Source organism: Alteriqipengyuania flavescens (genome assembly GCF_030406725.1).
Lineage (GTDB): Bacteria > Pseudomonadota > Alphaproteobacteria > Sphingomonadales > Sphingomonadaceae > Alteriqipengyuania_B > Alteriqipengyuania_B flavescens.
Map to the genome: position 1 here is coordinate 2,183,117 of NZ_CP129107.1, position 24,128 is coordinate 2,207,244.

The window sequence follows — 24,128 nt, forward strand, 5'->3', positions numbered from 1 at the left end:
CTCGCCTTGTAGGAAAACGCGTCAGTCGCTGTCGGGCTCGCCCGCAATATCGTCGTCGGAATGGGGCGTCGTGTAAGGCTGCGTGACCTTTTCCTTCTGCTCCTCGATTTCCGCCGCGACCGCTTCCTCCGCCTCGTTTTCAGGCTCGGCGGTTTCGTCGATCAGCGCTGCGCCCACGATCTGTTCGCCCTTGGAGACGTCGAAGACCCGGACACCGGAGGAGCCGCGCCCATAGACGCTAAAGCCCTTGTGATCCTCGAATCCGCCGGGGATCAGGTGCCGGAAATCGATCGGCAGGCGGATCAGCTTGGCCTGGTCGGTCACCAGCATCAGCTGTGACCCGTGCTTCACCGGGAAGCTCGCCACCACCGGCCCGTTGCGGCTTTCGTCGCCCGGCGTGCCGATGTTGGTGAGGCCTTGCCCGCCGCGCCCGATGGTGCGGTATTCGTAAGCCGAGCTGATCTTGCCATAGCCGTTGGCGGTCAGCGTCAGGATGAACTCCTCCGCCTCGGCCATGTCGGCCACGCGTTCGGCATCGAGATCGCTTTCTGCGCCGTTGTTCTTCCACGCCGCGGCGCGCAGGTAGCGGTCGCGGATCTCGGTATCGGGTTCGCCCGAATCCAGCACCGCCATGGAGACGACCTTGGCATCGCCTTTCAACGCCATGCCGCGCACGCCGATGCCGGTGCGGCTCTTGGTTTCGCGCGCGTCGGTGGCGGCGAAGCGGATCGCCTTGCCGGCATCGCTGGCGAGGAAGATTTCCTGGTCTTCGCTCAGCAGCTCGACGCCGATCAGCCTGTCGCCCGATCCTTCGACGAAGCCCATCGCATACTTGCCCGCCGTCGGCACGTTGGTGAAGGCATCCATGGAGTTGCGGCGCACCATGCCCTGTTCGGTGGCGAAGACGATGTTGAGCTTTTCCCACTCGCTCTCGTCTTCCGGCAGGGCGAGCACGTTGGTCACGCGCTCGTCCTCGCCCAGCGGCAACAGGTTCACCATCGGCCGGCCCTTGGTCTGCGGGCCGCCTTCGGGCAGCTTGTAGACCTTCATGCGGTAGACGCGGCCGGTGTTGGTGAAGAACAACACCGGATTGTGCGTGCTGGTGACGAAGAGTTCGACAACCGCATCCTCGTCCTTCGTTGCCATGCCGGCGCGGCCCTTGCCGCCGCGGGCCTGGGCGCGGAACGTGGAAAGCGCGGTGCGCTTGATATAGCCGCCGTGAGTGACGGTCACGACCATCTCCTCGCGCTCGATCAGGTCCTCGTCGTCCAGCCCGTCCCATGCAGGCGCGATTTCGGAAATGCGCGGCGTGGCGTACTGGTCGCGGATCTCGCGCAGTTCGTCCTTCATCACGCCGTAGAGCTTCTGCCGGTCGGCGAGGATGCCGAGATAGTATTCGATCTGGTGCGCGAGTTCCTTCAGCTCGTCGCCGATCTCGTCGCGGCCGAGCGCGGTCAGGCGGTGCAGGCGCAGGTCGAGGATGGCCTTCACCTGCCGTTCCGACAGCTTGTATACGCCGGTGGAATCGAAATCGCTCGCCTCGATGGCTTCGACCAGCTGGAGGTATTGCGCAATCTCGCCGATCGGCCATTCGCGCGCCAGCAGCTTGGCGCGGGCATCCGCCGGGTTGGAAGCACCGCGAATGATCGCGACCACCTCGTCGAGGTTGGACACGGCGACCACGAGGCCGAGCAGGATATGCGCCCGGTCGCGCGCCTTGTTCAGTTCGAACTTCGTGCGCCGTGTGATGACCTGCTCGCGGAAGGCGATGAAGGCCTGGATGATGTCGCGCAGGTCCAGCACTTCCGGTCGCCCGCCGCGAATGGCGAGCATGTTGGCGGGGAAGCTGGATTGTGCGGGCGTGTGGCGCCAGATCTGGTTGAGCACGACTTCGGGCGTCGCATCGCGCTTCAGGTCCACGACCACGCGTACGCCTTCGCGGCTCGATTCGTCGCGGATGTCGGAGATGCCCTCGATCCGCTTTTCCTTGGCTGCCTCGGCGATCTTCTCGACCAGGTTGGACTTGCCCACCTGGAAGGGGATGGATGTCAGCACGATGCTCTGGCGGTCGCCGCGCTTGGTCTCGATCTCGTGGCGGCAGCGCATCAGGATGCTGCCGCGCCCGGTGGTATACGCGGCCTTCGCGCCCGACTGGCCGAGGATCAGCGGCGCGGTGGGGAAGTCGGGACCGGGGATGATCCGGAACAGGTCTTCCGCCGTCATGCCCGGGTCTTCGATGAAGGCGAGGCAGCCGTCGATCACTTCGCCCAGGTTGTGCGGCGGGATGTTGGTCGCCATCCCGACCGCGATGCCGCCCGCGCCGTTGACCAGCAGGTTGGGGAAGCGGGCCGGAAGTACGGTCGGTTCCTCGCGCGAACCGTCGTAGTTCTCCGCGAAATCGACCGTGTCCTTGTCAAGGTCGTCGAGCAGCGAGTTGGCGACCTTGGCCAGCCGCGCTTCGGTGTAGCGCATCGATGCCGGCGGATCGGGGTCCATGCTGCCGAAGTTGCCCTGGCCATCGACCAGCGGCACCCGGAGCGACCAGTCCTGCGTCATGCGGGCCAGCGCGTCGTAGATCGCGCTGTCGCCGTGCGGGTGGTAGTTACCCATCACGTCGCCGACGATCTTGGCGCTCTTGCGATAGGGGCGCCCGGCGACGAACCCGCTTTCCTGGCTGGCGAAGAGGATGCGCCGGTGGACCGGCTTCAGCCCGTCGCGCACATCGGGCAGCGCGCGGCTGACGATCACGCTCATCGCGTAATCGAGGTAGCTCGTCTTCATTTCCTCGACGATGTCGATCCGGCCGAAATCGCCTTCGGGGCTAGCGGGCAGTTGGGGAGTTTCCGTGGTGTCGCTCACGCGCGCTCACATCCTTGATTTTTGCTGTGGCAAGGGTTGTAGGGGAGGGGGGGGCGCCATGCCAGCCAAGGGGCGGGGCGAATGGCCCATATCGGCGTGTTTTCCACACCTGCAAGCCCGATTTGCGGCGCGCATGAAGGATTTGTTGCAGTGCACCATTCAAACCCCGTTCAGCGGAACTTTGCTAGACCTGTAAACGTTGATCGAACGAACGATTCAGGCCACTACAGCGCCTGCAAAGGCAAAGATGCCCGGCACGGATGCGCCGTCATTTGCGTCCGAGGATTTTGAGGAGAAAATCATAATGACCCGCTTGTTCAAACGCCGTTCGCGCATGGTTTCGCATGGTGCACTGGGCCTCGCCCTTGCCATGGGCGGCGCCGGCCTCGCCGTGTCCGCGCCGGCATCCGCTGCCATGGTGCAGGAACAGATGTCGAATGATTTCCAAAAGGAAATCGTGGCCGTGCAGGAAGCTTACAAGGCCGCGCAGGAAAACCCCGGCTATGCGAATGCCGACGAAGCAGGCAAGGCGCAGATTCTGCGTACCGCCACCTCCGCGCTGCAGACCGCCAAGGGCAAGGTCAAGAACGCGCAGGACCGCCTGTATTATGGCCAGTTCGCCTATAATATCGGCAAGGACAGCGGCAACGCCGCGCTCGAGAACGAAGGCCTGACCTCGATGCTCGAAAGCGGCCAGCTGGAACAGTCGACCGCAGCGGAAATCGCAGGCGTGCTGGGCCAGAACGCAATGGACGCCAAGGACTATGGCAACGCGCGCAAGTACTTCCAGCAGTCGATCGACCTCGGCTCGACTGAAGAGAGCATCCCGGTGATGATCGCCGAGACCTATTTCTCGGCCGGTGACAGCGCCGGCGGGTTCAGCGCGCTCGACGCGCAGATCGCCGCTGCCCGTGCAGCCGGCACGCTGCCGGCGGACCTGCTCTACAAGCGCGGCATGACCGTCGCTTACGAGGAAGAGAATGCCGCGAAGGCTCTCGCCTATTCCAGCGCGCTCGCTCGCGATTACCCGAACGACACGAACTACGGCGATGCGATCGTCATCGTGCGCGAATTCGCGGACCTCGATACCGACGGCATGCTCGATATCCTGCGCCTGATGTATCGCACCAACACCTACAAGCAGAGCTTCGACCTTGCCGAGCATATCGAAGCAGCCAATCCCATGCGCCGCCCGGGCGAAGTCGTGGCGATCATCGATCGCGGCTACGAGAAGGGCATTATCGAGCGTAGTGACCAGGCCTTCGCGACCTGGCGCAGCGAAGCGGCCGCGCGTGTCGATGAAGACCGCGGTACGCTGGCCGAAGCGGCAGCGGACGTGCGTGCGGGCGGCAACGCCGCCCTCGCGATCGGTACCGGTGACGGCTACCTCGGCTACGGCATGGCGGCGGAAGCGGAAGAAATGTACCGTGCCGCCCTCACCAAGCCGGGCGTGAACACCGAAGTTGCCATGATCCGTCTCGGCATCGCGCTGGTGGACCAAGGCAAGTATGCCGAAGCGTCCGAAGTGTTCGCCAAGGTCGAAGGCGCTCGCAAGGCTGTCGCCGACGTCTGGGCGGCCTACGCGGCCAACGCTTCCTAACGACAACATCCACCAGAACAGAAGCGGCGCGGCATCCACAGGGACGCCGCGCCGTTTTCTTTTGCGTGGGTCGCCTAACGCAGCCGCTTTATCAGGACCTGATTGCTGTCGTCCCGGTCGACCACGAAATTGTCGAGGCTGCCGAAGAGTTCGGACAGACTCTTGTAGCCGTAGTTGCGCACGTCGAAGCTGGAGCGATTGCCGGCGATCTGGCCCACCGCCTGCAGCTTGGCGAAGCCGTTCTGGTCCTTCTTCGCCTCCTTGTACGCGGCCCCGATCAGCTCCATCAGGTCGTCGTCGTCGGTCGGCTTGTTGCGCGGGGCCTTGCCGTTCGGCTTGTCATCCGCATTGTTGGCGATCAGCTGGTTGATATCGATGAAGCGCGTGCAGACCGACTTGAACGCGTCCGGCGTCTTTTTCTCGCCAAAGCCATAGACGACGATGCCATCCTGCCGCAGCCGGGTGACGAGCGGGGTGAAATCGCTGTCGCTGGTCATTAGGCCGAAGCCGTCGACCTTGCCCTGGTAAAGCAGGTCGATGGCGTCGATGGTCATCGCCATGTCGGTGGCGTTTTTTCCCTTCGACACGTCGAATTGTTGCTGCGGGCGGATGCCGAACTTGTTGGTGATCTTGTCCCAGCGGGAAAGATTGTCCTTGGCGAAATTGCCATAGGCGCGGCGGATGTTGACCTGCCCCAGCTCCGCCATGACCGTGAGGACCGGGTCGATGCCCTGCGGCGTGGTGTTGTCCGCGTCGATCAGCAGAGCGATGTTCTTGAGGGTCTGTTCAGCCATCAGTCGGCCGCCGGCCGGAATTCGCCGCTGTCTTCGTCGAGCAGGTAGAGGATGCCGTCGGTGATGGCGAAATAGGCGCCGCGCACGGCCAGTTCGCCTGCGGCCTCCTTCTCCTTCACATAAGGGAAGGTGCGCAGGTTCGCGATGCTGACCTTGACTGCGGCAAGCTCCATCGCCCGTTCGGCGTCGCGCCCGGTGGTGCCCATTTGCTCGGCGATCGGATCGCGCGCATCGTCGAGCATGTGGACCCAGTTGGCGACGAACCCGCCTTCGCCCAGCGCGTTGCCGTGCAGGTCGCGGGTCAGCGCCGCCTGGCAGCCGCCGCACATGCCGTGTCCCATCACCACGACCTGCTCCACTTTCAGGAACTGCACGGCGAATTCGAGCGCGGCGGACACACCGTGCTGGCCGGGGCTGGTTTCGTACGGCGGGGCGAGGGCGGCCACGTTGCGGACCACGAACAGCTCGCCCGGCGATACGTCGAAAATCTGCGCCGGATCGACCCGGCTGTCCGAGCACGAGATCACCATCGTGCGCGGCGACTGGCCTTCTTTCAGGGAGGCCCACCGCTCATGCTCTGCGGCATAGCCCGTTTCGTGGAAGCGCCGGTACCCGGCGACAAGCTCGTCCATCGCGTTTGTCGTGGTCATGGCCGCTGCCTTGCCCCGCGCCATTGCCACTTGCAAGTGGGCAAACTACATGGGCCCCCATGAACGACCTGGCCTCCGCCCCCCAGCCCGAAAAGCGCCCCGAAGAGCGTCCCGTGCGGCAGCGCAAGCCCGACTGGATCCGCGTGAAGGCTCCGGTCAGCAAGGGCTATCACGAGACGCGCAAGCTGATGCGTGATCTCAGCCTGAATACCGTGTGCGAAGAGGCGGCGTGCCCCAACATCGGCGAATGCTGGACCAAGAAGCACGCCACAGTGATGATCCTGGGCGACGTCTGCACCCGCGCCTGCGCCTTCTGCAACGTCAAGACCGGCATGCCGCGCATCGTCGACCCGATGGAGCCGGAGAATACCGCGATCGCGGCGGCGCAGATGGGGCTGAACCACATCGTCATCACCAGCGTGGACCGCGACGACCTGCCCGATGGCGGCGCGGGCCAGTTCGTGAAGGTGATCAAGGCGCTGCGGCGCGAGACGCCGGACACCACTATCGAAATCCTGACGCCCGACTTCCGCGGCAAGATGCGCGCGGCGGTGGAAGCGATCTGCGAGGCGGGGCCGGATGTCTACAACCACAACCTGGAGACCGTGCCGCGGCTTTATCCCACCATCCGCCCCGGCGCGCGCTACTACGCCTCGCTCCGGCTGCTGGAAGAGGTGAAGAGCCACGATCCGATGATCTTCACCAAGTCCGGCATCATGCTGGGCCTGGGCGAGCAGCGGCTGGAAGTGCACCAGGTGATGGACGACATGCGCAGCGCGGATATCGATTTCATCACCATGGGCCAGTACCTCCAGCCCACGCCGCGCCACGCGAAGGTGGAGGATTTCGTCACGCCCAAGCAGTTCGATGCCTACGGTGCGATCGCGCGGGCCAAGGGTTTCCTGCAGGTCGCCTCCAGCCCGCTCACTCGCTCGAGCTACCACGCGGGCGACGACTTTGCGAAAATGAAGCAGGCGCGCGAGGACAAGCTGGCTCGCGTAAACCGCTGATGCCCGGCATTCGCGAGACCCGCAGGCTGCCTTACAGCGCGCAGCAGATGTTCGACCTCGTGGCGGACGTGAAACGCTATCCCGAATTCCTGCCGTGGGTGATCGCCACCCGCGTGCGCTCCGACAGCGAGACCGATATGGTCGCCGACATGGTCGTGGGCTTCAAGGCGATCCGCGAGAAGTTCACCAGCCGGGTGGAAAAGGACCGGCCGAAATGGCTGCGCGTCCACTATATCGATGGGCCTTTGCGCGATCTCGATAATCGCTGGGATTTCCGCGACATCGGGCCGGGCGAGTGCGAAATCGACTTCTGCGTGGACTTCGCCTTCCGCAACCCCGTGTTCGAACGGCTGGCGGGCCAGTATTTCGACCGGGCCTTCCGCAAGCTGGTGGGCGCCTTCGAAACGCGCGCGGACCAGCTTTACGGCAGCAGCAGCTCCAGCGCACAAAGCGTCGCCTGACGGCGCACCTCGCTGCGGCTGGTATCGCCGAACTGCTTGCGCTCGGCCATCGGGTCGCCTTCGGCATCCCGCTCCGCCTTGGCGAAGACGACGGTGCCGACCGGCTTTTCTTCCGTCCCGCCGCCCGGTCCCGCAATCCCGCTGATCGCCACGGCGACGTCTGCCTCGCTCGCCGCGAGGGCGCCCTTGGCCATCGCCCAGACGCAAGCGATGCTCACCGCGCCGAATGCCTCGATAATGTCGGAGCTGACATCGAGCTCGGCGATCTTGGCCTCGTTCGAATAGGTCACGAAGGAGCGGTCGAGCACGGCGGAGGAGCCAGCGATTTCCGTCAGTGCCGCCGCGACGAGGCCGCCGGTGCAGCTTTCGGCCAGCGCGACCGTGCGGCCGGCAGCCGCATTCTCCTCCACGACGCGCCGGGCCAGCGCGACGATGTCTTCGGGCAGCAGCGTGTCGTCAGCCATCGGATCAGCCGCGGCGCGGTGCCTTGCCGTTGCTGGCAGCCTGGTAGATCGTGCCGATCAGCCGCGCGACATTGTCCGCCGGCATCGGATCGAGTTCGCGCATGATGTTCTCGATCGTACCGCAATTTTCGGGCTTGATCTCTTTCGCGACCATCTGGCCGATCATGGCGAGCACGAAGGGCTGGAGCGCGTCGTCCGGCATCGCGCCGAACAGGCCCGCATCGTCTCCGGCGAAGCTTTCCAGCCCGCTCTTGGCGGCCGGCCAGTACGCCTGCGACCCGGCGGTGAACTTGGCCGTCAGCGCCGTGCGGTTGCTGCGCATGTAACCGTCGGCGGCGAAGCGGTTTCCGCACTTGGTGTAGGTCGTGTCCAGCAGCGTCGGCATGGCGAAGCGGATCATTGCGCTGACCTGTTCGCCCGTCAGCTCCTTGTCCTGCGCCTGCACGGGAGTTGCGGCGAGGCCGGCAAAGGCGGCTAGTGCGATTGCAAGTGTCTTCATGTGCTTGAACCCTTGTTGATCAGCCGAGGACCACGGCGGCGCTGGCCTGTGCGGCGATCCCTTCGCCGCGGCCGGTGAAGCCCAATCCTTCGGACGTGGTTGCCTTGACGCTGACGGCATCGAGATCGAGGTCGCAAATCGCCGCGAGGCGTTCCCGCATCGCCTGGCGGTGCGGCCCGATCTTCGGTGCCTCGCAGACAAGGGTGACGTCTATATTCGCAATCCTGTACCCCGCATTGCCGACGAGGTCGCAGGCGTGGGCGAGGAATCGGTCAGACGATGCGCCGGCCCATTTCGGGTCGCTGGGCGGGAAATGGTCGCCGATATCGCCCGCCGCAATGGCGCCGAGCAGTGCGTCGACGATGGCATGGATTCCGACGTCGGCGTCGCTGTGGCCGGCCAGTCCGTGGGTGTGATCCAGCTCCACGCCGCACAGGACGAGGCTCTCACCCCGTTCCAGCCGGTGGACGTCGTAGCCGGTGCCAAAGCGGACTGGTGGCTGCTCCGCCGCGCGCCGGACAGGTGCCGAAGCAGGTGCAGGTGCGGGGGCCGGTGAGGGCTGTGTCACCCGCGCTTCGGCAAAATCTTCCGCGAACGTGACTTTCTTCAGCCGCTCGTCGCCGGCGACGAGTACCACGTCGCCCCCGGATTCGCGCAGCACCTGCGCATCGTCGGTCGCCACGGGTTCGCCCGGCCAGCCGCGGTGGGCGCCGAGGATGGAGCCGAAGTGAAACGCTTGCGGCGTCTGCACCCGCCGCATCGTGCCGCGCGGCGCGGTCTCGCCCATCAGGTCGCCATCGGCCTGAAGCAGCGTATCGACGACCTCCAGCACGGGAATAGCGCCGTGATGTTGGCGCAGGCCATTGAGCAGCCGCTCGATCACGTCGCGCGGCAGATCTGGGCGGGCGGCATCGTGGATCAGCACCAGCGAAGGCTCGAACTCGGCGAGCTCCTCCAGCGCGTTGTAGACCGACTGCTGGCGCGTCGCGCCGCCGGTCACGAAGCGGATTTGCGGGAAATCGCCGAGCGCCGTCATCGCCTGCAATTCCGCGCCCCTGGGAATGGCGATCACGATCGGGTTGGCCCCGGCATCGACCAGCGCTTCGGCGGAATGGACGACCAGCGGCTTGCCGCGATAGTCCGCAAACTGCTTCGGCAGCGCCTGTCCTGCGCGCGAGCCCGAGCCGGCAGCGACAATGATGGCCGCAAAGGGCGGCAATGGCATGGATCCCCCCGTCATCAGCGCAGCACCTACCGCCTTGCTGCATTTGCTGCAATGCACTATGGCGCTGCCTGATTTTTAAGCAGTTAACACGATGAGCGAAATTCCCGCCCCTCCGCCGCTGAAGCCCATTCAGGTCGGCCCGGTCACGATCGACACGCCCGTGGTGCTCGCGCCTATGACAGGCGTTACCGACCGGCCGTTCCGTGCGCTCGTGCGCCGCTATGGCAGCGGGCTCAACGTCACCGAGATGATCGCGAGCGAAGCCGCCATCCGCGAAACGCGCCAGTCGGTGCAAAAGGCGGAATGGGCGCCGATCGAGGATCCGGTGTCGATGCAGCTGGTCGGCTGCGATCCCGCCAGCATGGCAGAAGCCGCCAAGCTGCAGGAAGGCAACGGCGCGGCCATCATCGACATCAATTTCGGCTGCCCGGTCCGCAAGGTCGTGGGCCAGCTCGCCGGTAGCGCCCTGATGCGCGAAGTCCCGCTGGCCACCAGGCTGATGGAAGCGACGGTCAAGGCGGTGGATGTTCCGGTCACGGTCAAGATGCGTATGGGCTGGGACCACGCCAGCCTGAACGCGCCCGAACTCGCCCGGATTGCAGAAGACCTGGGCGTCAAGATGATCACGGTCCACGGTCGCACCCGCAACCAGATGTACAAGGGCAGCGCCGACTGGTCATTCATCCGGAAGGTGAAGGAAGCGGTATCGATCCCAGTAATCGTCAACGGCGACATCTGCACCATCAATGACGCGGCGACCGCGCTGGAGCAATCGGGCGCCGACGGGCTGATGATCGGCCGCGGCGCCTATGGCAAGCCGTGGCTCCTGGGCCAGGTGATGCACTGGTGGAAGACCGGGCAGATCCTCGAAACCCCCAGTTTCGACGAGCAATACGAAACGCTGATCGAACATTATCGCGAGATGCTGGACCATTACGGGGCCAATGTGGGCGTGAAGATCGCCCGCAAGCACCTCGGCTGGTACACCAAGGGCATGCACGGCTCCGCGGACTTCCGCAACAAGGCCAACTTTATCGACGATCCGGCCGTCGTGCTGGACGAGATCGAGCGCTTCTACACCCCCTTCCTCCACCGCCGCGCGGCATGACCGTGGGGCCCGCGCCGGCCGAGCAGCTTTCGGGGCTGATCTTCGCGCTGTTGCTGGTCGATCCTTCGGGCGCGATTGCGGAGGCGAACCCTGCGGCGGAGGTTATGCTGGGCAAGAGCCGCGAACGGCTGGCGGGCCGCCCGCTGGACGAGGTGCTGCAGCTGTCCGACGAGGCCATCCGCCAGCGCCTCGTCGCCTCCGACACCCAGCTGACCGCGCGGCGCGTCGGCGTGCAGCTGTCGGAGCGGCGGCAACTAATCAATCTCACCGTCTCTCCGGTCGCCTCGCATTCCGGCTGGCGGGTCGTCACCCTGTCCGATGCACGGAAGGATGATGGCAGTTTCGAGGATTCCGGCCGCGCCCCGGCCATCCTCGCGCACGAGATCAAGAACCCGCTCGCCGCCATTCGCGGCGCCGCGCAGCTGCTCGGCAAGAAGCTCGGTGAAAGCGAAGCGAAACTGACCACGCTTATCGCGTCCGAAGTGGATCGCATCGCCGGCCTGGTCGACCGCATGCAGTCGCTTGGCAGCGAGCGGGCGCTGGAGCTTGCGCCCTGCAACGTGCACGAACCGATCTACCGGGCGCGCGAGACCTTTACGGCGACCGCACCGGGTATCGCACTGGTGGAGGAATACGATCCCTCCATCCCGCCGGTGATGATCCACGCGGACAGTCTGGTGCAGGTGGTACTCAATCTTCTCGCCAACGCCCGCGACGCCCTGCGCGAGACGCCGGAGCCCACCGTCACCATCCGTACCCGCTTCGTCAGCGGCATGACCGTGCGCGCCTTGCGGCTGGGGCGGCCGCTGCGCCTGCCCGTGGAGGTGCGGGTGTGCGACAACGGCTCCGGCATCGACCCGGCCATCGCCGATCACGTGTTCGACCCCTTCGTTTCCAGCAAGGCGGACGGGGAGGGGCTGGGCCTAGCCCTTGTCAAGAAACTCGTGCGCGACATGGGCGGGCGCATCTATCACGAGAGAAACGAGGCGGCAGGGCGGACGGATTTCGTCATCAACCTGCCGCTCGCCGGAAAGGACGGCTGATGCGGGCACTGCTGGTGGAAGACGACAATGGCATCGCCACCGTCGTCGAAAGCGCGCTGGTGGGGGAGGGCTTCACTGTGACCGCCTGCGACAGCGTGGCGGCGCGCGACCGGGCACTGGCGGACGGCAGCTTCGACGTGATGGTGACCGACATCATGCTGGGGGATGGCGACGGGATCGGCACGCTGGGCGCGGTGCGCGAACGCCATCCCGACCTGCCGGTGATCGTGATGAGCGCGCAGAACACGCTCGACACCGCCGTGCGCGCCAGCGAGACCAACGCTTTCGAATATTTCCCCAAACCCTTCGACATTGACGAGCTTACCCGCGCCGCGCGGCTGGCGGCCACGGCAAGCGGGCGAACCGAAGCGGCCACGGGACCGGTGCAGGAGCTGCCGCTGATCGGGCGCAGTGCGGCGATGCAGGACGTCTACCGGCTGATCACCCGGCTGCTCGACAACGACCTCACCGTGCTGGTCACCGGCGAGAGCGGGACCGGCAAGGAGCTGGTCGCCGAGGCGATTCACGAGCTTGGCCATCGCCGCACGGGGCCCTTCGTTGCGCTCAACATGGCAGCGATCCCGGCGGAATTGATCGAAAGCGAGCTATTCGGGCACGAGAAAGGCGCTTTCACCGGCGCCGTGGCGCGCCAGCTCGGCAAGTTCGAACAGGCGAGCGGCGGGACGCTGTTCCTCGACGAGATCGGCGACATGCCGATGAAGGCGCAGACCCGCCTGCTACGTGCGCTGCAATCGGGCCGCATCAGGCGCGTGGGCGGGGCGCAGGAGATTTCCGTCGACGTCCGCATCATCGCTGCGACCAACCGCGACCTTGCCCCCATGATCGGCGCGGGCACGTTCCGCGAGGATCTGTTCTACCGCCTCAACGTGCTGCCCATTGTGCTGCCGCCCTTGCGGGAGCGGCGCGAAGACATCCCCGAACTCGCACGCCACTTCCTTGCGCAGGCACCGGACGAAGGCCTGCCTGTCCGGAGGCTTTCGCCCGACGGGGCGAAGCTGCTCAGCGCGCACGATTGGCCCGGCAACGTGCGCGAACTGCGCAACACGATGCTGCGCGCGGCCTTGTTGGCCCGCGAGGAGGAGATCGAGGTCGCCACGCTGCGCCCCATCGTCGGTGCGCCGAAAGCCGGCGGCACTGCCGGCACAGGCGAGGCAAGCTTTGCTGCGGCGATCGGCGCGTGGCTGGAGCGGGAGGGACCGCCCGAAGGCGCGCTCTATCACCGCGCGCTGGCGGCTTTCGAAGTGCCGCTGTTCGAGCATGCCTTGCGCAGCACCAACGGCAACCAGCTGCAGGCAGCCAAGCTGCTCGGCATCAACCGTAACACGCTGCGCAAGCGGATCGTCGACCTCGGCATCGATGCCGACCGCTTTGCCTGAGGCCGGAGATTGCGCCGAATCCGAGGGATAGCCCCCCATTAACCCTTGCAAAAATGCAACAGTGTTGTTGTAACGCCGCAACGATGGACGCCACCTCGCACCCGAGCGGCTCCCGGCCGGTCAAGCGCACGCCGCGCTGGTGGCGCCGCGCGGTCGTGGCATCGCGCAAGGCGAACCTGTTCCTCCTCCTCGAAATCGCGGCGCTCGCCGGGCTGATCGTCATGGCCTGGGCCAGCTATGTCGCCGTGTCCCGCGCGCCGGAAGCCGAGTTGCTCCCCTCGGCACAGGCCGCGACCTTGCTCGTCGGCACGCTGATCCCGGCACTCGCGCTGCTCGTGTTGCTCGGTCGGCGGGCGGCGATCCGGCGGCAGAAGGGCAGCGGCGGGCGATTGCATACGCGGCTGGTGTTTTTCTTCTCGATGGTTGCCGCCGTGCCAACCTTGCTGGTCGTGGTTTTCGCCAGTTTCCTGTTCCAGTCCGGCGTCGAATTCTGGTTCTCCGACCGCTCGCGCGGGTTGGTGGAGAACGCCAACCAGCTGGCGCGCGGCTATTACGACCAGAACCAGCGCGATATCTCCAACCAGACCGTCACGATGGCGGACGACCTGCGTTCCTACCTCGCACAATATTCCATCGCCTCGCCCGAATTCCAGGAGGGCTATTCCTTTCAGGTCCTCAACCGCGGATTGAGCGAAAGCGCGATCATCCAGCTGGGCGAAGACGGGATGTCGCGCATTGTCGCCATCGTCGATCCGGACGAGGACGAGAGGCAGCGCATTTCCGGCCCCACTTTCGAGCGGCTGCTGGGCGGCGAAACCGTAGTCACCGACACCACCGATACGGGTATCGAGGCGGTCACTGCGATCGACCTGGAGCTGGGCCTGTTCCTCTATGCCGGCCGCACGTCGGACATTCTCGCGCTTAGCCAGTACAACAACGCTCAGAACGTCGTCGAAGCCTACGACGAACTGGCGGGACAGGCGCGGACCTTGCAGCTGCGCTTCAACATCGCGCTGTTCTTCGTCAGCCTTGCGCTGGTAGGGATCGCCATCTGGTTCGCGCTGCGTTTTGCCAACCGGCAGGTGACGCCGCTGACCGACCTCGTATCCGCAGCGCGCAGCGTCGGAGCAGGCAATTACGCCCTGCGCGTCGAAGGGCGGCGCGGGGCAGACGAAATCGGCCTGCTCAACCGCGCTTTCAACCGCATGACCGAACAGATCGAGCGCCAGACGGCCCAGCTGGTCGGCGCCAACACCCAGCTCGACGAGCGCCGCGCTTTCATCGAGGCGGTGCTGGAATCGGTCAGCGCGGGTGTGCTGTCGGTCGACAATGCGGGCACTGTGCAGCTGATGAACGGGTCTGCGCAAAAGCTGTTGCTCGACAAGCAGGGGCCGACGCCGGTGGGTGCTAGCCTCGCCGACCTGGCGCCGCAGATCGAGGCCCTGCGCGAAGCGAATTTGCACAATGGCCTCGTGCAATATTCTAAGGACGGAGAGCTTAAGACCCTCGCCGTGACGCTCGCCAGCGACCGCGAAGGCCATGTGATCACTTTCGAGGACATTACCCGCCAGCTGCTCGACCAGCGGCAGGCGGCATGGTCGGACGTAGCGCGGCGGATCGCGCACGAGATCAAGAACCCGCTCACCCCGATCCAGCTCGCCACGGAGCGTCTGCGCCGCCGTTACGGGAAGCAGATCGAAACCGATGTGGAGCTGTTCGACGAACTGACCGGCACGATCGTCCGCCAGGTCGCGACCTTGCGCAAGATGGTCGACGAATTCTCCAGCTTCGCCCGGCTGCCCAAGCCCGTCTTCCGCAGCGAGGATGCGGTCGACCTCGTCCGCCAGGCGCTGTTCCTGCAGGAAGTCGCACATCCCGAAGTCGATTTCGGCCTCGCCACCGCTAGCGACGCGCTGCTGCTCGCCTGCGACCGGCACCAGGTGGGCCAGGCGCTTACCAACGTTCTCAAGAACGCGGTCGAGGCGGTCGAGGCGCGCAGTCGCACTGCCGAACCGGACTATCGCGGCCGCATTGCCGTGGAGCTGTCTTCGACCGAGGACCACGTCAGCGTGTCGGTGAGCGACAACGGCCCCGGCCTGCCCAAGGAAGGCGCGGCGGTGGTCGAACCCTATGTCACGACCCGGGAGAAGGGCACCGGCCTCGGCCTCGCAATCGTCAAGAAGATCGTCGAGGAACACGGCGGCGAGATGCAGCTGGCGGAAGTTGCGGACGGGGGCACGCGCGTAACGCTGAGCTTCGCGCGCGATCCCGCATCGCAGCTGCGCACCGCGGAGGCGGCGGAATGAATTCAAGGAAAGGTGAAGTCTGAATGGCGCTCGACATCCTAGTGGTCGATGACGAACAGGATATCCGCGAACTCGTGGCCGGTGTCCTTAGCGACGAGGGCTACGAATGCCGCACCGCGGGCGACAGCACCAGCGCGCTCGCAATGATGGACGAGCGGCGGCCCAGCCTGGTCTTGCTCGACGTGTGGCTGCACGGCAGCCAGATGGACGGGCTGGAAGTGCTCGATGCGATCAAGGCGCGCGAGCCGGACCTGCCGGTCATCATCTTTTCCGGCCACGGCAACATCGACACGGCGGTGTCGGCCATTTCCCGCGGGGCGATGGACTTCATCGAAAAGCCGTTCGAGGCAGAACGCCTGCTCCACCTCGTCGACCGGGCGACGGAGACCGAGCGGCTGCGTCGCGAGAATGCCCGGCTGCGCGAAGGCTTCGCCTCGTCGGAGGAATACACCGGCAATTCCAGTGCCATCAACGCGGTGCGCGCCACGCTGAAGCGGGTCGCCAGCACCGGGAGCCGCGTCCTTATCACCGGGCCCGCGGGCGCCGGCAAGGAAGTGGCCGCGCGCCTCCTGCATTCATGGAGCCCGCGCGCCGACCAGGCCTTTGTCACCGTCAGTTCCGCCCGCATCACGCCCGAACTGTTCGAACACGAATTGTTCGGGGAAGAGCAGGACGGCAAGCTGGTGCGGCCAGGTTTGCTGGAAAACGCCGACGGGGGCACACTCTATTTCGACGAGGTCGCGGACATGCCGGAAAACACGCAGGCCCGCATCCTGCGCGTGCTGACCGAACAGAGCTTCGTGCGCGTCGGCGGATCGCGGCAGATCGGTGTGGACGTGCGCGTCGTATCCTCCACCGCGCGCAACCTGGAAGAGGAAATCGCCGCCAAGCGCTTCCGCGAAGACCTGTTCTACCGCCTCGCCGTGGTGCCGGTGGAAATCCCCAGCCTGGCCGAACGGCGCGAGGATATTCCCGCCCTTGTCACCCATTTCTTTGCCCGCTACGCCGCCGAACAGGGCCTTCCGCAGCCGGAAGTCGGCCCCGAAGCGATGGCGGCGCTGCAGGCCTACGACTGGCCCGGCAACGTGCGCCAGCTGCGCAACGTGGTCGAACGCACGATCATCCTCACCCCGCGCGACAAGCTGGGCATCATCCAGCCCGACATGCTGCCGGCCGAAATCTCCGGCGCATCGTCCGACGGGGACGACGGGATTGCGCCGCTGATGGGTGTGCCGCTGCGCGAGGCTCGGGAAAGCTTCGAACGGCAATATCTGCGCATCCAGATCCGCCGCTTTTCGGGCAATATCTCGCGCACGGCGGGATTCATCGGGATGGAACGCTCCGCGCTCCACCGCAAGCTCAAGCTGCTCGGCATGGCGGATCGTCCTGACGGCAAGGAATAGGTCGCCGGCGCCCGGGCCGATTGGTTCGGAACCGCCCGCCTTCGTGAAGCATTTCAGGCAGGATAGCGCCCATGCGCCAAGCCTGCATGTGCCCCCGCACCAAGAACAGGAGTCATGCTAAATGGCCGACGGAACCCTCTCTGCACGTCCCCGATCCAAGCCGGAACCAGCAGCGACCGATCAAGGCGGAGCGTCGCAGCGCCCGCAGAACCTTCAGGACGTCTTCCTCAACTACCTGCGCCGCAACAAGATACCGGTGACCATGTTCCTGGTGAAAGGCGTGAAGTTGCAGGGCATCGTAACCTGGTTCGACAATTTCTCGATCCTGCTGCGCCGCGACGGGCAAAGCCAGCTCGTTTACAAGCACGCCATTTCCACCATCATGCCGGGGCAGGAGCTGGACGTCGACCATTTCACCGGCAACGATGGCGGGCGCAAGTCCAGGCAATTGCAGGACATTTTCCTCGCCAAATGCCGTGACACGCAGGTGCAGGTGACGATGTTCCTGGTCAACGGCGTGATGCTGCAGGGAGAGATTGCCGAATTCGACCTGTTCTGCATGCTGCTGGAGCGTGACGGCTACGTCCAGCTTGCCTACAAGCACGCCGTCAGCACGGTGCAGCCTGCCGAAACGCTCGACCTGAACGACGAAGAGGACGACGCCTGAGTTTCCTGGAAGACAGTGCCGAGGAAGTCACCCGCGGGGCGCGGGCCCTTGTCGTGTGCCCGGACATCCGCAGCGAACGCCGCGACGATGACCCCGACGCGCGGCTGGAAGAAGCGAAGGGCCTTGCGCTCGCTATCGGGCTGGTCATTGCCGACGCCTTCATACTGCCGGTCCGCGAGGTGCGGCCGAACACGCTGTTCGGCTCGGGCCAGGTCGAGAATATCGCCATCGCCAGCGAGCAGGGGGAGGCGGAACTGGTCGTGGTGGACGGCGCGCTCAGCCCCATCCAGCAGCGCAATCTCGAAGACCGGCTGAAGCGCAAGGTGATCGACCGGACCGGGCTGATCCTCGAAATTTTCGGCGAGCGTGCGGCGACGGCGGAAGGCCGCCTGCAGGTCGAACTGGCTCATCTCGATTACCAGCAAAGCCGCCTCGTACGCAGCTGGACTCACCTCGAGCGCCAGCGCGGCGGTTACGGCTTCCTCGGCGGTCCGGGCGAAACCCAGATCGAGGCCGACCGCCGGATGATCCGCACCCGCATGGGTCGGCTGCGCAAGGAACTGGAGCAGGTTCGCAAGACCCGCACGCTCCACCGCGAGCGGCGCGGGCGCGCCCCTTGGCCGGTGGTGGCGCTGGTCGGCTATACCAACGCCGGCAAGTCCACGCTGTTCAATCGCCTGACCGGCGCGGACGTGATGGCGGAGGACCTGCTGTTCGCAACGCTCGACCCGACAATGCGCGCAATCCGGTTGCCGGGCGTCGAAAAGGCGATCCTTTCAGACACGGTGGGCTTCATCTCGGACCTCCCGACACAGCTGGTCGCGGCGTTCCGTGCCACGCTCGAAGAAGTGACCGCGGCCGACGTCATCTGCCACGTGCGCGACATGGCCAACCCGGACAATGCGGTGCAGAAGCGACGCGTGCTCGAAGTGCTGACCGACCTCGACGTGATCGACGGCGAAGACGGGACTAGCGAAATCCCCCTGATCGAGGTGTGGAACAAGGTCGACCTCGTCGAAGGCGAGGCGCTGGAGGACTTGCAGTCGCAGGCCGCCGCTGCCGACGATGTGGTCGCCATTTCCGCCGCCACCGGGGAGAATGTCGAGGCCCTGCTGGAGCGGGTCAGCGAATTGCTCACCGCAAATGCGAAAACGTACGAATTCGTGCTCGATGCGGGCGAGGGGCAGAAGATCGCCTGGCTGCATCAGCACGGCGAGGTGCTGGCCGACGAGGCCGCGGGCGAAGGCGGGCTCGACCGGCGGGTCGAAGTGCGCCTGACTCCCAAGGAAGCCGGCCGCTTCGCTGCACTTTAGGGCGCTTCGCCCGCTTTCACGGCCTGCCAGAGCGCTTCCTGCTCCTCCAGCGATAGCGCCGGAAACGTCTCGGCCTTTGCCTCCATACCGCGATAGCGCCGCTCGAACTTGTCATTCGCCTTGCGCAGCGCCTGTTCGGGTGAAATGCCGTAGGCGCGCACCAGATTGACCGCGGCGAACAACAGGTCGCCCGCTTCCTCCTCCTGCTTTTCCGCCGGGGCCTCGCGCAGTTCCGCGATTTCCTCCGCCACCTTGGCGGCAGGGCCTTCGCGGTCGGGCCAGTCGAATCCGTCGCGTGCCGCGCGCTTCTGGAGTTTTTCGGCACGCAACAAGGCGGGAAGCGCGCGGGCGACACCGTCCATCGCGCTCCGCTCGCCCTTGTCGGCGCGTTCGGCGGCTTTCATCTCCTCCCACCGGCCTTCGGTCATGGTCCCGCCGGCGTCGCCGAAGATGTGCGGATGGCGCGCTTCCATCTTGTCGCCGATCGCCCGGGCCACATCCTCGAACGCGAACAACCCAGCTTCTTCCGCCATGCGCGCGTGGAACACGACTTGCAGCAGCAGGTCGCCCAGCTCGCCGCGCAGTTCGCCGTAATCCGCGCGCTCGATGGCGTCGGCGACCTCGTAGGCTTCCTCGATCGTATAGGGCGCGATGGTGGAGAAATCCTGCGCGAGGTCCCATTCGCATCCCCGCTCCGGATCGCGGAGGCGGGCCATGATTGCGAGCAGGCGGTCGATCTGTTTCGTCATTCGGAGCCTTCCGGCGCATGGGGACCGAGGGCGGCCTTCAGCTCTACCAGCCACGCTTCATAGGGTTTCCACGCATCCTGCCCCTTGCGATTGATGGGCTGGCGCACCTGCTCGCTGCTGGCAGTTCGCACCGCGCGGTCGGTCTTGTGAAAATCGATGCACGCCTGTTCGAATGCCCGGTCGAAATCGCCGGTCTGCATGCTTTCGATGGCCAGGTGGCTCTGGAACAACGGGTCGGCGGGATTGCGGCGATGGAGCCATTCGGCCTGCTCGCGCGCTTCGGCGTATTTCTGGCGTTGGCGCAGCACCTGGATCGCGTCGAGCCTAAGCTGGACGTTTTGCGGATCGAGTTGGATGGCGGTTTCAAGCAGGAATTCCGCATCGTCGAGCACCCCGAACTTGGCCGCGATGGCGGCAAGCAGGCGCATGCCTTCGACGTTGCGGGGATGCCGGCGCTGGTGATGCCGGCAGATCTCTTCGGCTCGCAGTAGCCGGCCTTCATGCAGGTGGTTGGTGACAGCCACCAATTCAGCGGGGAGCGCCTCGATCCGCCGCGCCTGTGCCGCCGACGCCTCCGCTAGAGCAGAACGATCCGCTGCAGCGGCAAGCTCGGCTTGCGCTTTCCAGCTTGCCACCAGTGCCGGGTTGAACCGTGTCGCCCGCTCGAACGCGGCCAGCGCACGCGCATCGTCACCCTGCGTGCGGGCGAGATGACCTTCTTCCTGCCACGCGCGGCCATATTCCGGCATGGCAGCGTGTAGCCGCGCAAGCAGCGCCGAAGCAGCCGGAAGATCCGCGAGATATCGCCGCGCAACTGCAGCTATGTACAAGGCTTCGCCGTCTTCCGCATCGCCAGCCAGGATCGTGTCGGCAAGCCGGGCGCCGCCGGCAAAATCGCCGGACCGGAGGGCGGACTGCGCGCCCTTCAACAATGCTGCACGGTCGTCTGTCGCAAGCGTGGTGTTCATGGCGTGGCCCTGCCAGAATTTGCCGGAGCGGAAAAGCGAAGCGGCGGGCAAGGCCTTCGCCCGCCCGCCGCTGCAGTTCGCAGTTCAGGCGCGATCAGTAATCGTAACCGATGCGCACACCGACGGTAAGCGGGCGGTTCGTGGTGATCCGCTCGCGGTCGTTGATGTAGTTGCCGGCGACTTCGGCACGCTCGTCGAACAGGTTCGAACCGAACACCTCGATGCGGTAATCCGCCGTCTGGACGCCCGCCGACAGATCCACGATCGTGTAGGAATCGAGTTCGATCCGGTTGATCGTGATGATGTCGGTGAACTTCGATGCCGAATAGAAAACCTGTGGCTGGACGAAGCCGGTCAGGTCGTTGCTGACGTCGAACTCGTACCTCACGCGCAAGTTTCCCTGGAACGGCGGCGCGGAATCGACGCGATCTCGACGACGATGATCATCGGCGCGTTGCCGTTCAGCTTCGTGGTCAGCCTGATGGCGATTTCCGTGCTGAAGGCGATCGTCTGGGATGTCCGGCGCAAGGCGCAAGGTGTGCCGGTCACGTCCGACGCTTGCGCCGAGGGCGCCGACTAGACGGCGATCCGCTCGCAAACGGCGTCGGTAACGGTCTGGGTGGTCGCAGTGCCGCCGAGGTCGGCTGTGCCCACGCCCGCACCCAAGGCCCCGCGCACGGCTTCCTCGACAGTCCGCGCGGCATCTTCCTCGGCCAGCGCATGGCGCAGCAGCATTGCGAGTGACAGGATTGCGCCGACCGGGTTCGCTTTGCCCTGGCCCGCAATGTCGGGGGCGGAGCCGTGGATCGGCTCGTAAAGGCCGCCATGGCCCGACCCGATCGAAGCGGAAGGGGCGAGGCCGATCGAGCCCGAAATTACCGACGCCTCGTCGGACAATATATCGCCGAACAGGTTTTCAGTGAGCACGACATCGAACTGAGCAGGGCGTTCGATCAGCTTCATCGCCATGGCGTCGACAAGCACGTGGTCGAGCGCGATGTCGGGATAGTCCTTCGCCACATCCACCACCACGGCGCGCCACAAGCGGCTGCTGGCGAGGACATTGGCCTTGTCGACCGACGTTACCCGCCCGCGCCGCTGGCGGGCCGCGTCGAAGGCGATGCGGGCGACGCGCTCCACCTCCTCGCGGCTGTAGGCGCACTGGTCGGATGCGGTTTCAGTGCCCTCCGTCTTGTCCCCGAAATAGAGCCCGCCGGTGAGCTCGCGCACGATGAGCATGTCGGTGCCGGCGGCACGCTCCGGGCGCAGGGGTGAGAGATGCTCCATGCCCTCGAACAGCGAGATGGGTCGCAGGTTTGCGAATACGCCGAGCGCCTTGCGTAAGCCCAGCAGGCCCTGTTCGGGACGCACATCGCCGCCTTCCCAGCTCGGCCCGCCAACAGCGCCGAGGAAAATGGCATCGGCAGCCATGCATGCTTCCAGCGTGGCATCGGGCAGGGGGGTGCCGTTCTTGTCGATGGCGATGCCGCCGAAGTCGTGCGCTTCGGTTTCGATCTGCAGGTCGTGCCTGGTGGCCGTTGCCGCGAGCACCGCTTCCACTGCCGCAGTGACTTCTGGCCCAATCCCGTCGCCGGGCAACAGGACGATCTTCGCGCTCACGCCGCCGCCTCGTATGCCGCGATCTCGGCATCGTGCGCCAGCAAGTGGCCGAGCGGATCGACGCCGTTCAGCAGGCAATGCCGCGCGAAGGCTTCGGTATGGAAGGCCACTTTCCGCCCCTCGGGCAAGCGCAGCCATCTTGCCTCGAGATCGAGCGCGACCTCGGCGCCCGGGTTGGCAAGCAGCCATTCGTGTACGTCGGACGGCACCTGGACCGGCAGCAGCCCGTTTTTCAACGCATTGCTGGTGAAAATGTCGGCTAGGTCGGAACTGATGACGGCGCGAAAACCGTAGTCGAGCAGCGCCCACGGCGCGTGTTCGCGGCTCGATCCGCAGCCGAAATTGCGGCCCGCGACCAGGACTTGCCGCTCGCCCGCGCCGCCGACCGGGAAGGGCGAGGTGTTCTTGGCCGAACCGTCGGCTGTGTAGCGCCAGTCGTAGAACGCCGCCTTTCCCAGCCCGTCTCGCGAAGTCGTGGTGAGGAACCGCGCGGGGATGATCTGGTCGGTATCGACATTCTCCTGCCGCACGACGAGCGTCTTGGCGGTCAGCGTCGTGAAGGGCTCAGGCTGCATTGCGCGCCTCCTTCAGATAGGCCCGCGGATCGGCGATATGCCCGGCGATTGCGGAGGCCGCAGCGGTCGCGGGGCCGGCCAGAACGGTGCGCACGTCCTTGCCCTGTCGGCCGACGAAATTGCGGTTGGACGTGCTGACCACCAGCTCGCCCGGCTCGCCCCGGTCGCCGTTCATGGCGATGCACATGGAACAGCCTGGTTCGCGCCATTCAGCCCCGGCGGCGAGGAAAATTTCGTGCAGCCCCTCGGCCTCGGCATCGCGGCGCACGGCTTCCGATCCCGGGACGACCAGCGCGGTGACGCCGCTCGCCACGGTGCGACCACGCATGACCTCGGCCGCTTCGCGCAGGTCCGACAGGCGCGAATTGGTGCAGCTGCCGATGAAAACGCGGTCGACCTTCGCAGCGGCAAAGTCTTGCCCTGCGGCAAAGCGCATGTAGTCCGCCGCGTCCTGTTCGTTGGCGTTGGCGGGGCTTGGCATGGCGGCGCTAACGGCGGCCGCCGCATCGGGCGAGACACCGTAAGTGATCATGGGCTGGATCGCGGCGACATCAACCGTCACGTCCTTGTCGAAGACGGCATCCTCGTCGGACTGCAGGGTCCGCCAGTCGTCGACGGCCGCTTGCCAAGCCTCGCCCTGGGGAGCGCGCTCGCGGCCTTCGAGCCAGGCGAAGGTGGTATCGTCCGGGGCGACCATGCCGACGCGTGCACCGGCCTCGATCGCCATGTTGCACAGCGTCATGCGCCCTTCCATCGACAGGCCGCGCACGGCCTCGCCGCAAAATTCGATCGCGTGACCGGCGCCGCCGTCCGCACCGACTTGCGCGATCATGGCGAGTGCCATGTCCTTGGCGCCCACGCCTTCGCCGAGCGTGCCTTCGAAGACGACGCGCATCGATTTTGGCTTGCGCTGCAGCAGGCACTGGGTTGCGAGAACATGGCCGACCTCGGTCGTGCCGATGCCGAATGCGAGCGCGCCGAATGCGCCGTGGGTGCTGGTGTGGCTATCCCCGCAGACGATGGTCTTGCCGGGCTGCGTCAACCCCAGTTCCGGCCCGACGACATGCACGATCCCGCGTCGCTCGTCGCCGAGGTCGAGCAGGTCGATTCCGTGCTTCGCGCAATTCGCCTGCAGTTGGGCGACCTGCTTTTCTGCGGCTTGCGTGGCATAGGGCAGGGTGCCGTCCGCCCGCGCGGGCAGGGTCGGTACCGAATGGTCGATGGTGGCGAGCGTCAGGTCCGGGCGCCGCATTCCCAGCCCGCGCTCTTCGAGCACGGCAAAGGCCTGCGGGCTTGTGACTTCATGGACCAGATGCAGGTCGATGTAGAGGATCGCTGGGCAATCCTCGCTCTCGGGCACCACGACGTGGCGCTCCCACAAGCGGTCGAGCAGCGTTTTCGCTTCGGTCATCCTCGC

Annotated in this window: 23 protein-coding genes; 11 read left to right on the top strand and 12 right to left on the bottom strand. The window is 65.7% G+C overall.

What is annotated here, in order from left to right; translation table 11 throughout:
- Window positions 1-21 precede the first annotated feature (21 nt).
- Entirely contained in the window at window positions 22-2,859 is a 2,838-nt protein-coding gene (gyrA, locus tag QQW98_RS11240; RefSeq protein WP_290135029.1) for a DNA gyrase subunit A, read from the bottom strand.
- Between the two features lie 304 nt (window positions 2,860-3,163).
- Here gyrA and QQW98_RS11245 point away from each other — a divergent pair, with 304 nt between their 5' ends.
- Window positions 3,164-4,459, top strand: coding sequence for a hypothetical protein (locus QQW98_RS11245; RefSeq protein WP_290135030.1), 1,296 nt, complete (start codon window positions 3,164-3,166; stop codon window positions 4,457-4,459).
- 74 nt (window positions 4,460-4,533) lie between these two features.
- Here the strand turns inward: QQW98_RS11245 and QQW98_RS11250 are convergent, their stop codons facing one another.
- On the bottom strand, window positions 4,534-5,253 hold the full coding sequence (locus QQW98_RS11250; RefSeq protein ID WP_290135031.1) for an NYN domain-containing protein: 720 nt from the start codon (window positions 5,251-5,253) through the stop codon (window positions 4,534-4,536).
- Window positions 5,253-5,903: a carbonic anhydrase gene (locus tag QQW98_RS11255; RefSeq protein WP_290135032.1), complete on the bottom strand. Its 651-nt coding sequence runs from the start codon at window positions 5,901-5,903 to the stop codon at window positions 5,253-5,255. The genes QQW98_RS11250 and QQW98_RS11255 overlap by 1 nt, the downstream gene beginning before the upstream one ends.
- Before the next feature lie 59 nt (window positions 5,904-5,962).
- On the opposite strand from QQW98_RS11255, the gene lipA reads away from it, so the two are divergent.
- Together lipA and QQW98_RS11265 are read left to right on the top strand one after the other, a co-directional pair.
- Entirely contained in the window at window positions 5,963-6,913 is a 951-nt protein-coding gene (gene lipA, locus QQW98_RS11260) for a lipoyl synthase (protein WP_290135033.1), read from the top strand.
- A complete protein-coding gene (locus tag QQW98_RS11265) occupies window positions 6,913-7,374 on the top strand; it encodes a type II toxin-antitoxin system RatA family toxin (RefSeq protein ID WP_290135034.1) in 462 nt (153 codons plus the stop codon). Before lipA ends, QQW98_RS11265 begins: the two co-directional genes overlap by 1 nt.
- On the opposite strand, the gene QQW98_RS11270 is transcribed toward QQW98_RS11265, so the two are convergent.
- From QQW98_RS11270 to QQW98_RS11280, 3 genes are read right to left on the bottom strand one after another with little or no spacing between them, the layout of a single operon-like run.
- On the bottom strand, window positions 7,335-7,838 hold the full coding sequence (locus tag QQW98_RS11270) for a CinA family protein (RefSeq protein ID WP_290135035.1): 504 nt from the start codon (window positions 7,836-7,838) through the stop codon (window positions 7,335-7,337). The genes QQW98_RS11265 and QQW98_RS11270 overlap by 40 nt on opposite strands.
- Window positions 7,839-7,842: 4 nt before the next feature.
- Complete coding sequence (locus QQW98_RS11275; RefSeq protein ID WP_290135036.1) at window positions 7,843-8,337, bottom strand: hypothetical protein; 495 nt, start codon at window positions 8,335-8,337, stop codon at window positions 7,843-7,845.
- Between the two features lie 19 nt (window positions 8,338-8,356).
- Window positions 8,357-9,562, bottom strand: a complete 1,206-nt coding sequence (locus QQW98_RS11280) for a bifunctional 2-C-methyl-D-erythritol 4-phosphate cytidylyltransferase/2-C-methyl-D-erythritol 2,4-cyclodiphosphate synthase (RefSeq protein WP_290135037.1) — start codon at window positions 9,560-9,562, stop codon at window positions 8,357-8,359.
- A 91-nt stretch (window positions 9,563-9,653) separates the two neighbouring features.
- Between QQW98_RS11280 and dusB the strand changes: the two genes are divergently transcribed.
- The 7 genes from dusB to hflX all read left to right on the top strand — a co-directional run bounded on the left by dusB (window position 9,654) and on the right by hflX (window position 18,799).
- Window positions 9,654-10,670 (top strand): tRNA dihydrouridine synthase DusB, encoded by a 1,017-nt coding sequence (dusB, locus tag QQW98_RS11285; RefSeq protein ID WP_290135038.1) that lies wholly within the window; start codon window positions 9,654-9,656, stop codon window positions 10,668-10,670.
- Window positions 10,667-11,713: a two-component system sensor histidine kinase NtrB gene (locus QQW98_RS11290; protein WP_290135039.1), complete on the top strand. Its 1,047-nt coding sequence runs from the start codon at window positions 10,667-10,669 to the stop codon at window positions 11,711-11,713. The genes dusB and QQW98_RS11290 overlap by 4 nt, the downstream gene beginning before the upstream one ends.
- Window positions 11,713-13,110, top strand: a complete 1,398-nt coding sequence (locus tag QQW98_RS11295) for a sigma 54-interacting transcriptional regulator (protein ID WP_290135040.1) — start codon at window positions 11,713-11,715, stop codon at window positions 13,108-13,110. The genes QQW98_RS11290 and QQW98_RS11295 overlap by 1 nt, the downstream gene beginning before the upstream one ends.
- Before the next feature lie 83 nt (window positions 13,111-13,193).
- Window positions 13,194-15,416 (top strand): sensor histidine kinase, encoded by a 2,223-nt coding sequence (locus QQW98_RS11300; RefSeq protein WP_290135041.1) that lies wholly within the window; start codon window positions 13,194-13,196, stop codon window positions 15,414-15,416.
- 23 nt (window positions 15,417-15,439) lie between these two features.
- Window positions 15,440-16,819 carry a nitrogen assimilation response regulator NtrX gene (ntrX, locus tag QQW98_RS11305; protein WP_290135042.1) on the top strand — a complete coding sequence of 460 codons (1,380 nt, stop codon included), beginning with the start codon at window positions 15,440-15,442 and terminating at the stop codon, window positions 16,817-16,819.
- 121 nt (window positions 16,820-16,940) lie between these two features.
- Window positions 16,941-17,486, top strand: a complete 546-nt coding sequence (gene hfq / locus QQW98_RS11310) for an RNA chaperone Hfq (protein WP_290135043.1) — start codon at window positions 16,941-16,943, stop codon at window positions 17,484-17,486.
- 53 nt (window positions 17,487-17,539) lie between these two features.
- Entirely contained in the window at window positions 17,540-18,799 is a 1,260-nt protein-coding gene (hflX, locus tag QQW98_RS11315; protein ID WP_290135044.1) for a GTPase HflX, read from the top strand.
- On the opposite strand, the gene mazG is transcribed toward hflX, so the two are convergent.
- The 3 genes from mazG to QQW98_RS11330 all read right to left on the bottom strand — a co-directional run bounded on the left by mazG (window position 18,796) and on the right by QQW98_RS11330 (window position 20,904).
- Complete coding sequence (gene mazG, locus QQW98_RS11320) at window positions 18,796-19,548, bottom strand: nucleoside triphosphate pyrophosphohydrolase (RefSeq protein WP_290135045.1); 753 nt, start codon at window positions 19,546-19,548, stop codon at window positions 18,796-18,798. The genes hflX and mazG overlap by 4 nt on opposite strands.
- A complete protein-coding gene (locus tag QQW98_RS11325) occupies window positions 19,545-20,516 on the bottom strand; it encodes a tetratricopeptide repeat protein (RefSeq protein ID WP_290135046.1) in 972 nt (323 codons plus the stop codon). The genes mazG and QQW98_RS11325 overlap by 4 nt, the downstream gene beginning before the upstream one ends.
- A gap of 94 nt (window positions 20,517-20,610) precedes the next feature.
- Window positions 20,611-20,904 (bottom strand): hypothetical protein, encoded by a 294-nt coding sequence (locus QQW98_RS11330; protein WP_404800807.1) that lies wholly within the window; start codon window positions 20,902-20,904, stop codon window positions 20,611-20,613.
- A gap of 51 nt (window positions 20,905-20,955) precedes the next feature.
- On the opposite strand from QQW98_RS11330, the gene QQW98_RS11335 reads away from it, so the two are divergent.
- Complete coding sequence (locus QQW98_RS11335) at window positions 20,956-21,096, top strand: hypothetical protein (protein ID WP_290135048.1); 141 nt, start codon at window positions 20,956-20,958, stop codon at window positions 21,094-21,096.
- Here the strand turns inward: QQW98_RS11335 and leuB are convergent.
- From leuB to leuC, 3 genes are read right to left on the bottom strand one after another with little or no spacing between them, the layout of a single operon-like run.
- Entirely contained in the window at window positions 21,093-22,136 is a 1,044-nt protein-coding gene (gene leuB / locus QQW98_RS11340; protein WP_290135049.1) for a 3-isopropylmalate dehydrogenase, read from the bottom strand. The two genes, QQW98_RS11335 and leuB, sit on opposite strands and share 4 nt — an antisense overlap.
- Entirely contained in the window at window positions 22,133-22,711 is a 579-nt protein-coding gene (leuD, locus tag QQW98_RS11345) for a 3-isopropylmalate dehydratase small subunit (protein ID WP_290135050.1), read from the bottom strand. The genes leuB and leuD overlap by 4 nt, the downstream gene beginning before the upstream one ends.
- Window positions 22,701-24,122, bottom strand: coding sequence for a 3-isopropylmalate dehydratase large subunit (gene leuC / locus QQW98_RS11350; protein ID WP_290135051.1), 1,422 nt, complete (start codon window positions 24,120-24,122; stop codon window positions 22,701-22,703). Before leuC ends, leuD begins: the two co-directional genes overlap by 11 nt.
- Window positions 24,123-24,128 lie beyond the last annotated feature (6 nt).

What these genes read in the sequence shown, in the direction of transcription:
- QQW98_RS11245 (WP_290135030.1), top strand. Translation starts at nt 3,164, where the DNA reads ATGACCCGCTTGTTCAAACGCCGTTCGCGCATGGTTTCGCATGGTGCA.
- hfq (WP_290135043.1), top strand. Translation starts at nt 16,941, where the DNA reads ATGGCCGACGGAACCCTCTCTGCACGTCCCCGATCCAAGCCGGAACCA.
- QQW98_RS11280 (WP_290135037.1), bottom strand. Translation starts at nt 9,562, where the DNA reads ATGCCATTGCCGCCCTTTGCGGCCATCATTGTCGCTGCCGGCTCGGGC.
- lipA (WP_290135033.1), top strand. Translation starts at nt 5,963, where the DNA reads ATGAACGACCTGGCCTCCGCCCCCCAGCCCGAAAAGCGCCCCGAAGAG.
- QQW98_RS11325 (WP_290135046.1), bottom strand. Translation starts at nt 20,516, where the DNA reads ATGAACACCACGCTTGCGACAGACGACCGTGCAGCATTGTTGAAGGGC.
- QQW98_RS11300 (WP_290135041.1), top strand. Translation starts at nt 13,194, where the DNA reads ATGGACGCCACCTCGCACCCGAGCGGCTCCCGGCCGGTCAAGCGCACG.
- QQW98_RS11275 (WP_290135036.1), bottom strand. Translation starts at nt 8,337, where the DNA reads ATGAAGACACTTGCAATCGCACTAGCCGCCTTTGCCGGCCTCGCCGCA.
- leuD (WP_290135050.1), bottom strand. Translation starts at nt 22,711, where the DNA reads ATGCAGCCTGAGCCCTTCACGACGCTGACCGCCAAGACGCTCGTCGTG.
- QQW98_RS11250 (WP_290135031.1), bottom strand. Translation starts at nt 5,253, where the DNA reads ATGGCTGAACAGACCCTCAAGAACATCGCTCTGCTGATCGACGCGGAC.
- dusB (WP_290135038.1), top strand. Translation starts at nt 9,654, where the DNA reads ATGAGCGAAATTCCCGCCCCTCCGCCGCTGAAGCCCATTCAGGTCGGC.
- QQW98_RS11270 (WP_290135035.1), bottom strand. Translation starts at nt 7,838, where the DNA reads ATGGCTGACGACACGCTGCTGCCCGAAGACATCGTCGCGCTGGCCCGG.
- mazG (WP_290135045.1), bottom strand. Translation starts at nt 19,548, where the DNA reads ATGACGAAACAGATCGACCGCCTGCTCGCAATCATGGCCCGCCTCCGC.
- QQW98_RS11335 (WP_290135048.1), top strand. Translation starts at nt 20,956, where the DNA reads ATGATCATCGGCGCGTTGCCGTTCAGCTTCGTGGTCAGCCTGATGGCG.
- QQW98_RS11290 (WP_290135039.1), top strand. Translation starts at nt 10,667, where the DNA reads ATGACCGTGGGGCCCGCGCCGGCCGAGCAGCTTTCGGGGCTGATCTTC.
- QQW98_RS11295 (WP_290135040.1), top strand. Translation starts at nt 11,713, where the DNA reads ATGCGGGCACTGCTGGTGGAAGACGACAATGGCATCGCCACCGTCGTC.
- QQW98_RS11255 (WP_290135032.1), bottom strand. Translation starts at nt 5,903, where the DNA reads ATGACCACGACAAACGCGATGGACGAGCTTGTCGCCGGGTACCGGCGC.
- ntrX (WP_290135042.1), top strand. Translation starts at nt 15,440, where the DNA reads ATGGCGCTCGACATCCTAGTGGTCGATGACGAACAGGATATCCGCGAA.
- QQW98_RS11265 (WP_290135034.1), top strand. Translation starts at nt 6,913, where the DNA reads ATGCCCGGCATTCGCGAGACCCGCAGGCTGCCTTACAGCGCGCAGCAG.
- leuC (WP_290135051.1), bottom strand. Translation starts at nt 24,122, where the DNA reads ATGACCGAAGCGAAAACGCTGCTCGACCGCTTGTGGGAGCGCCACGTC.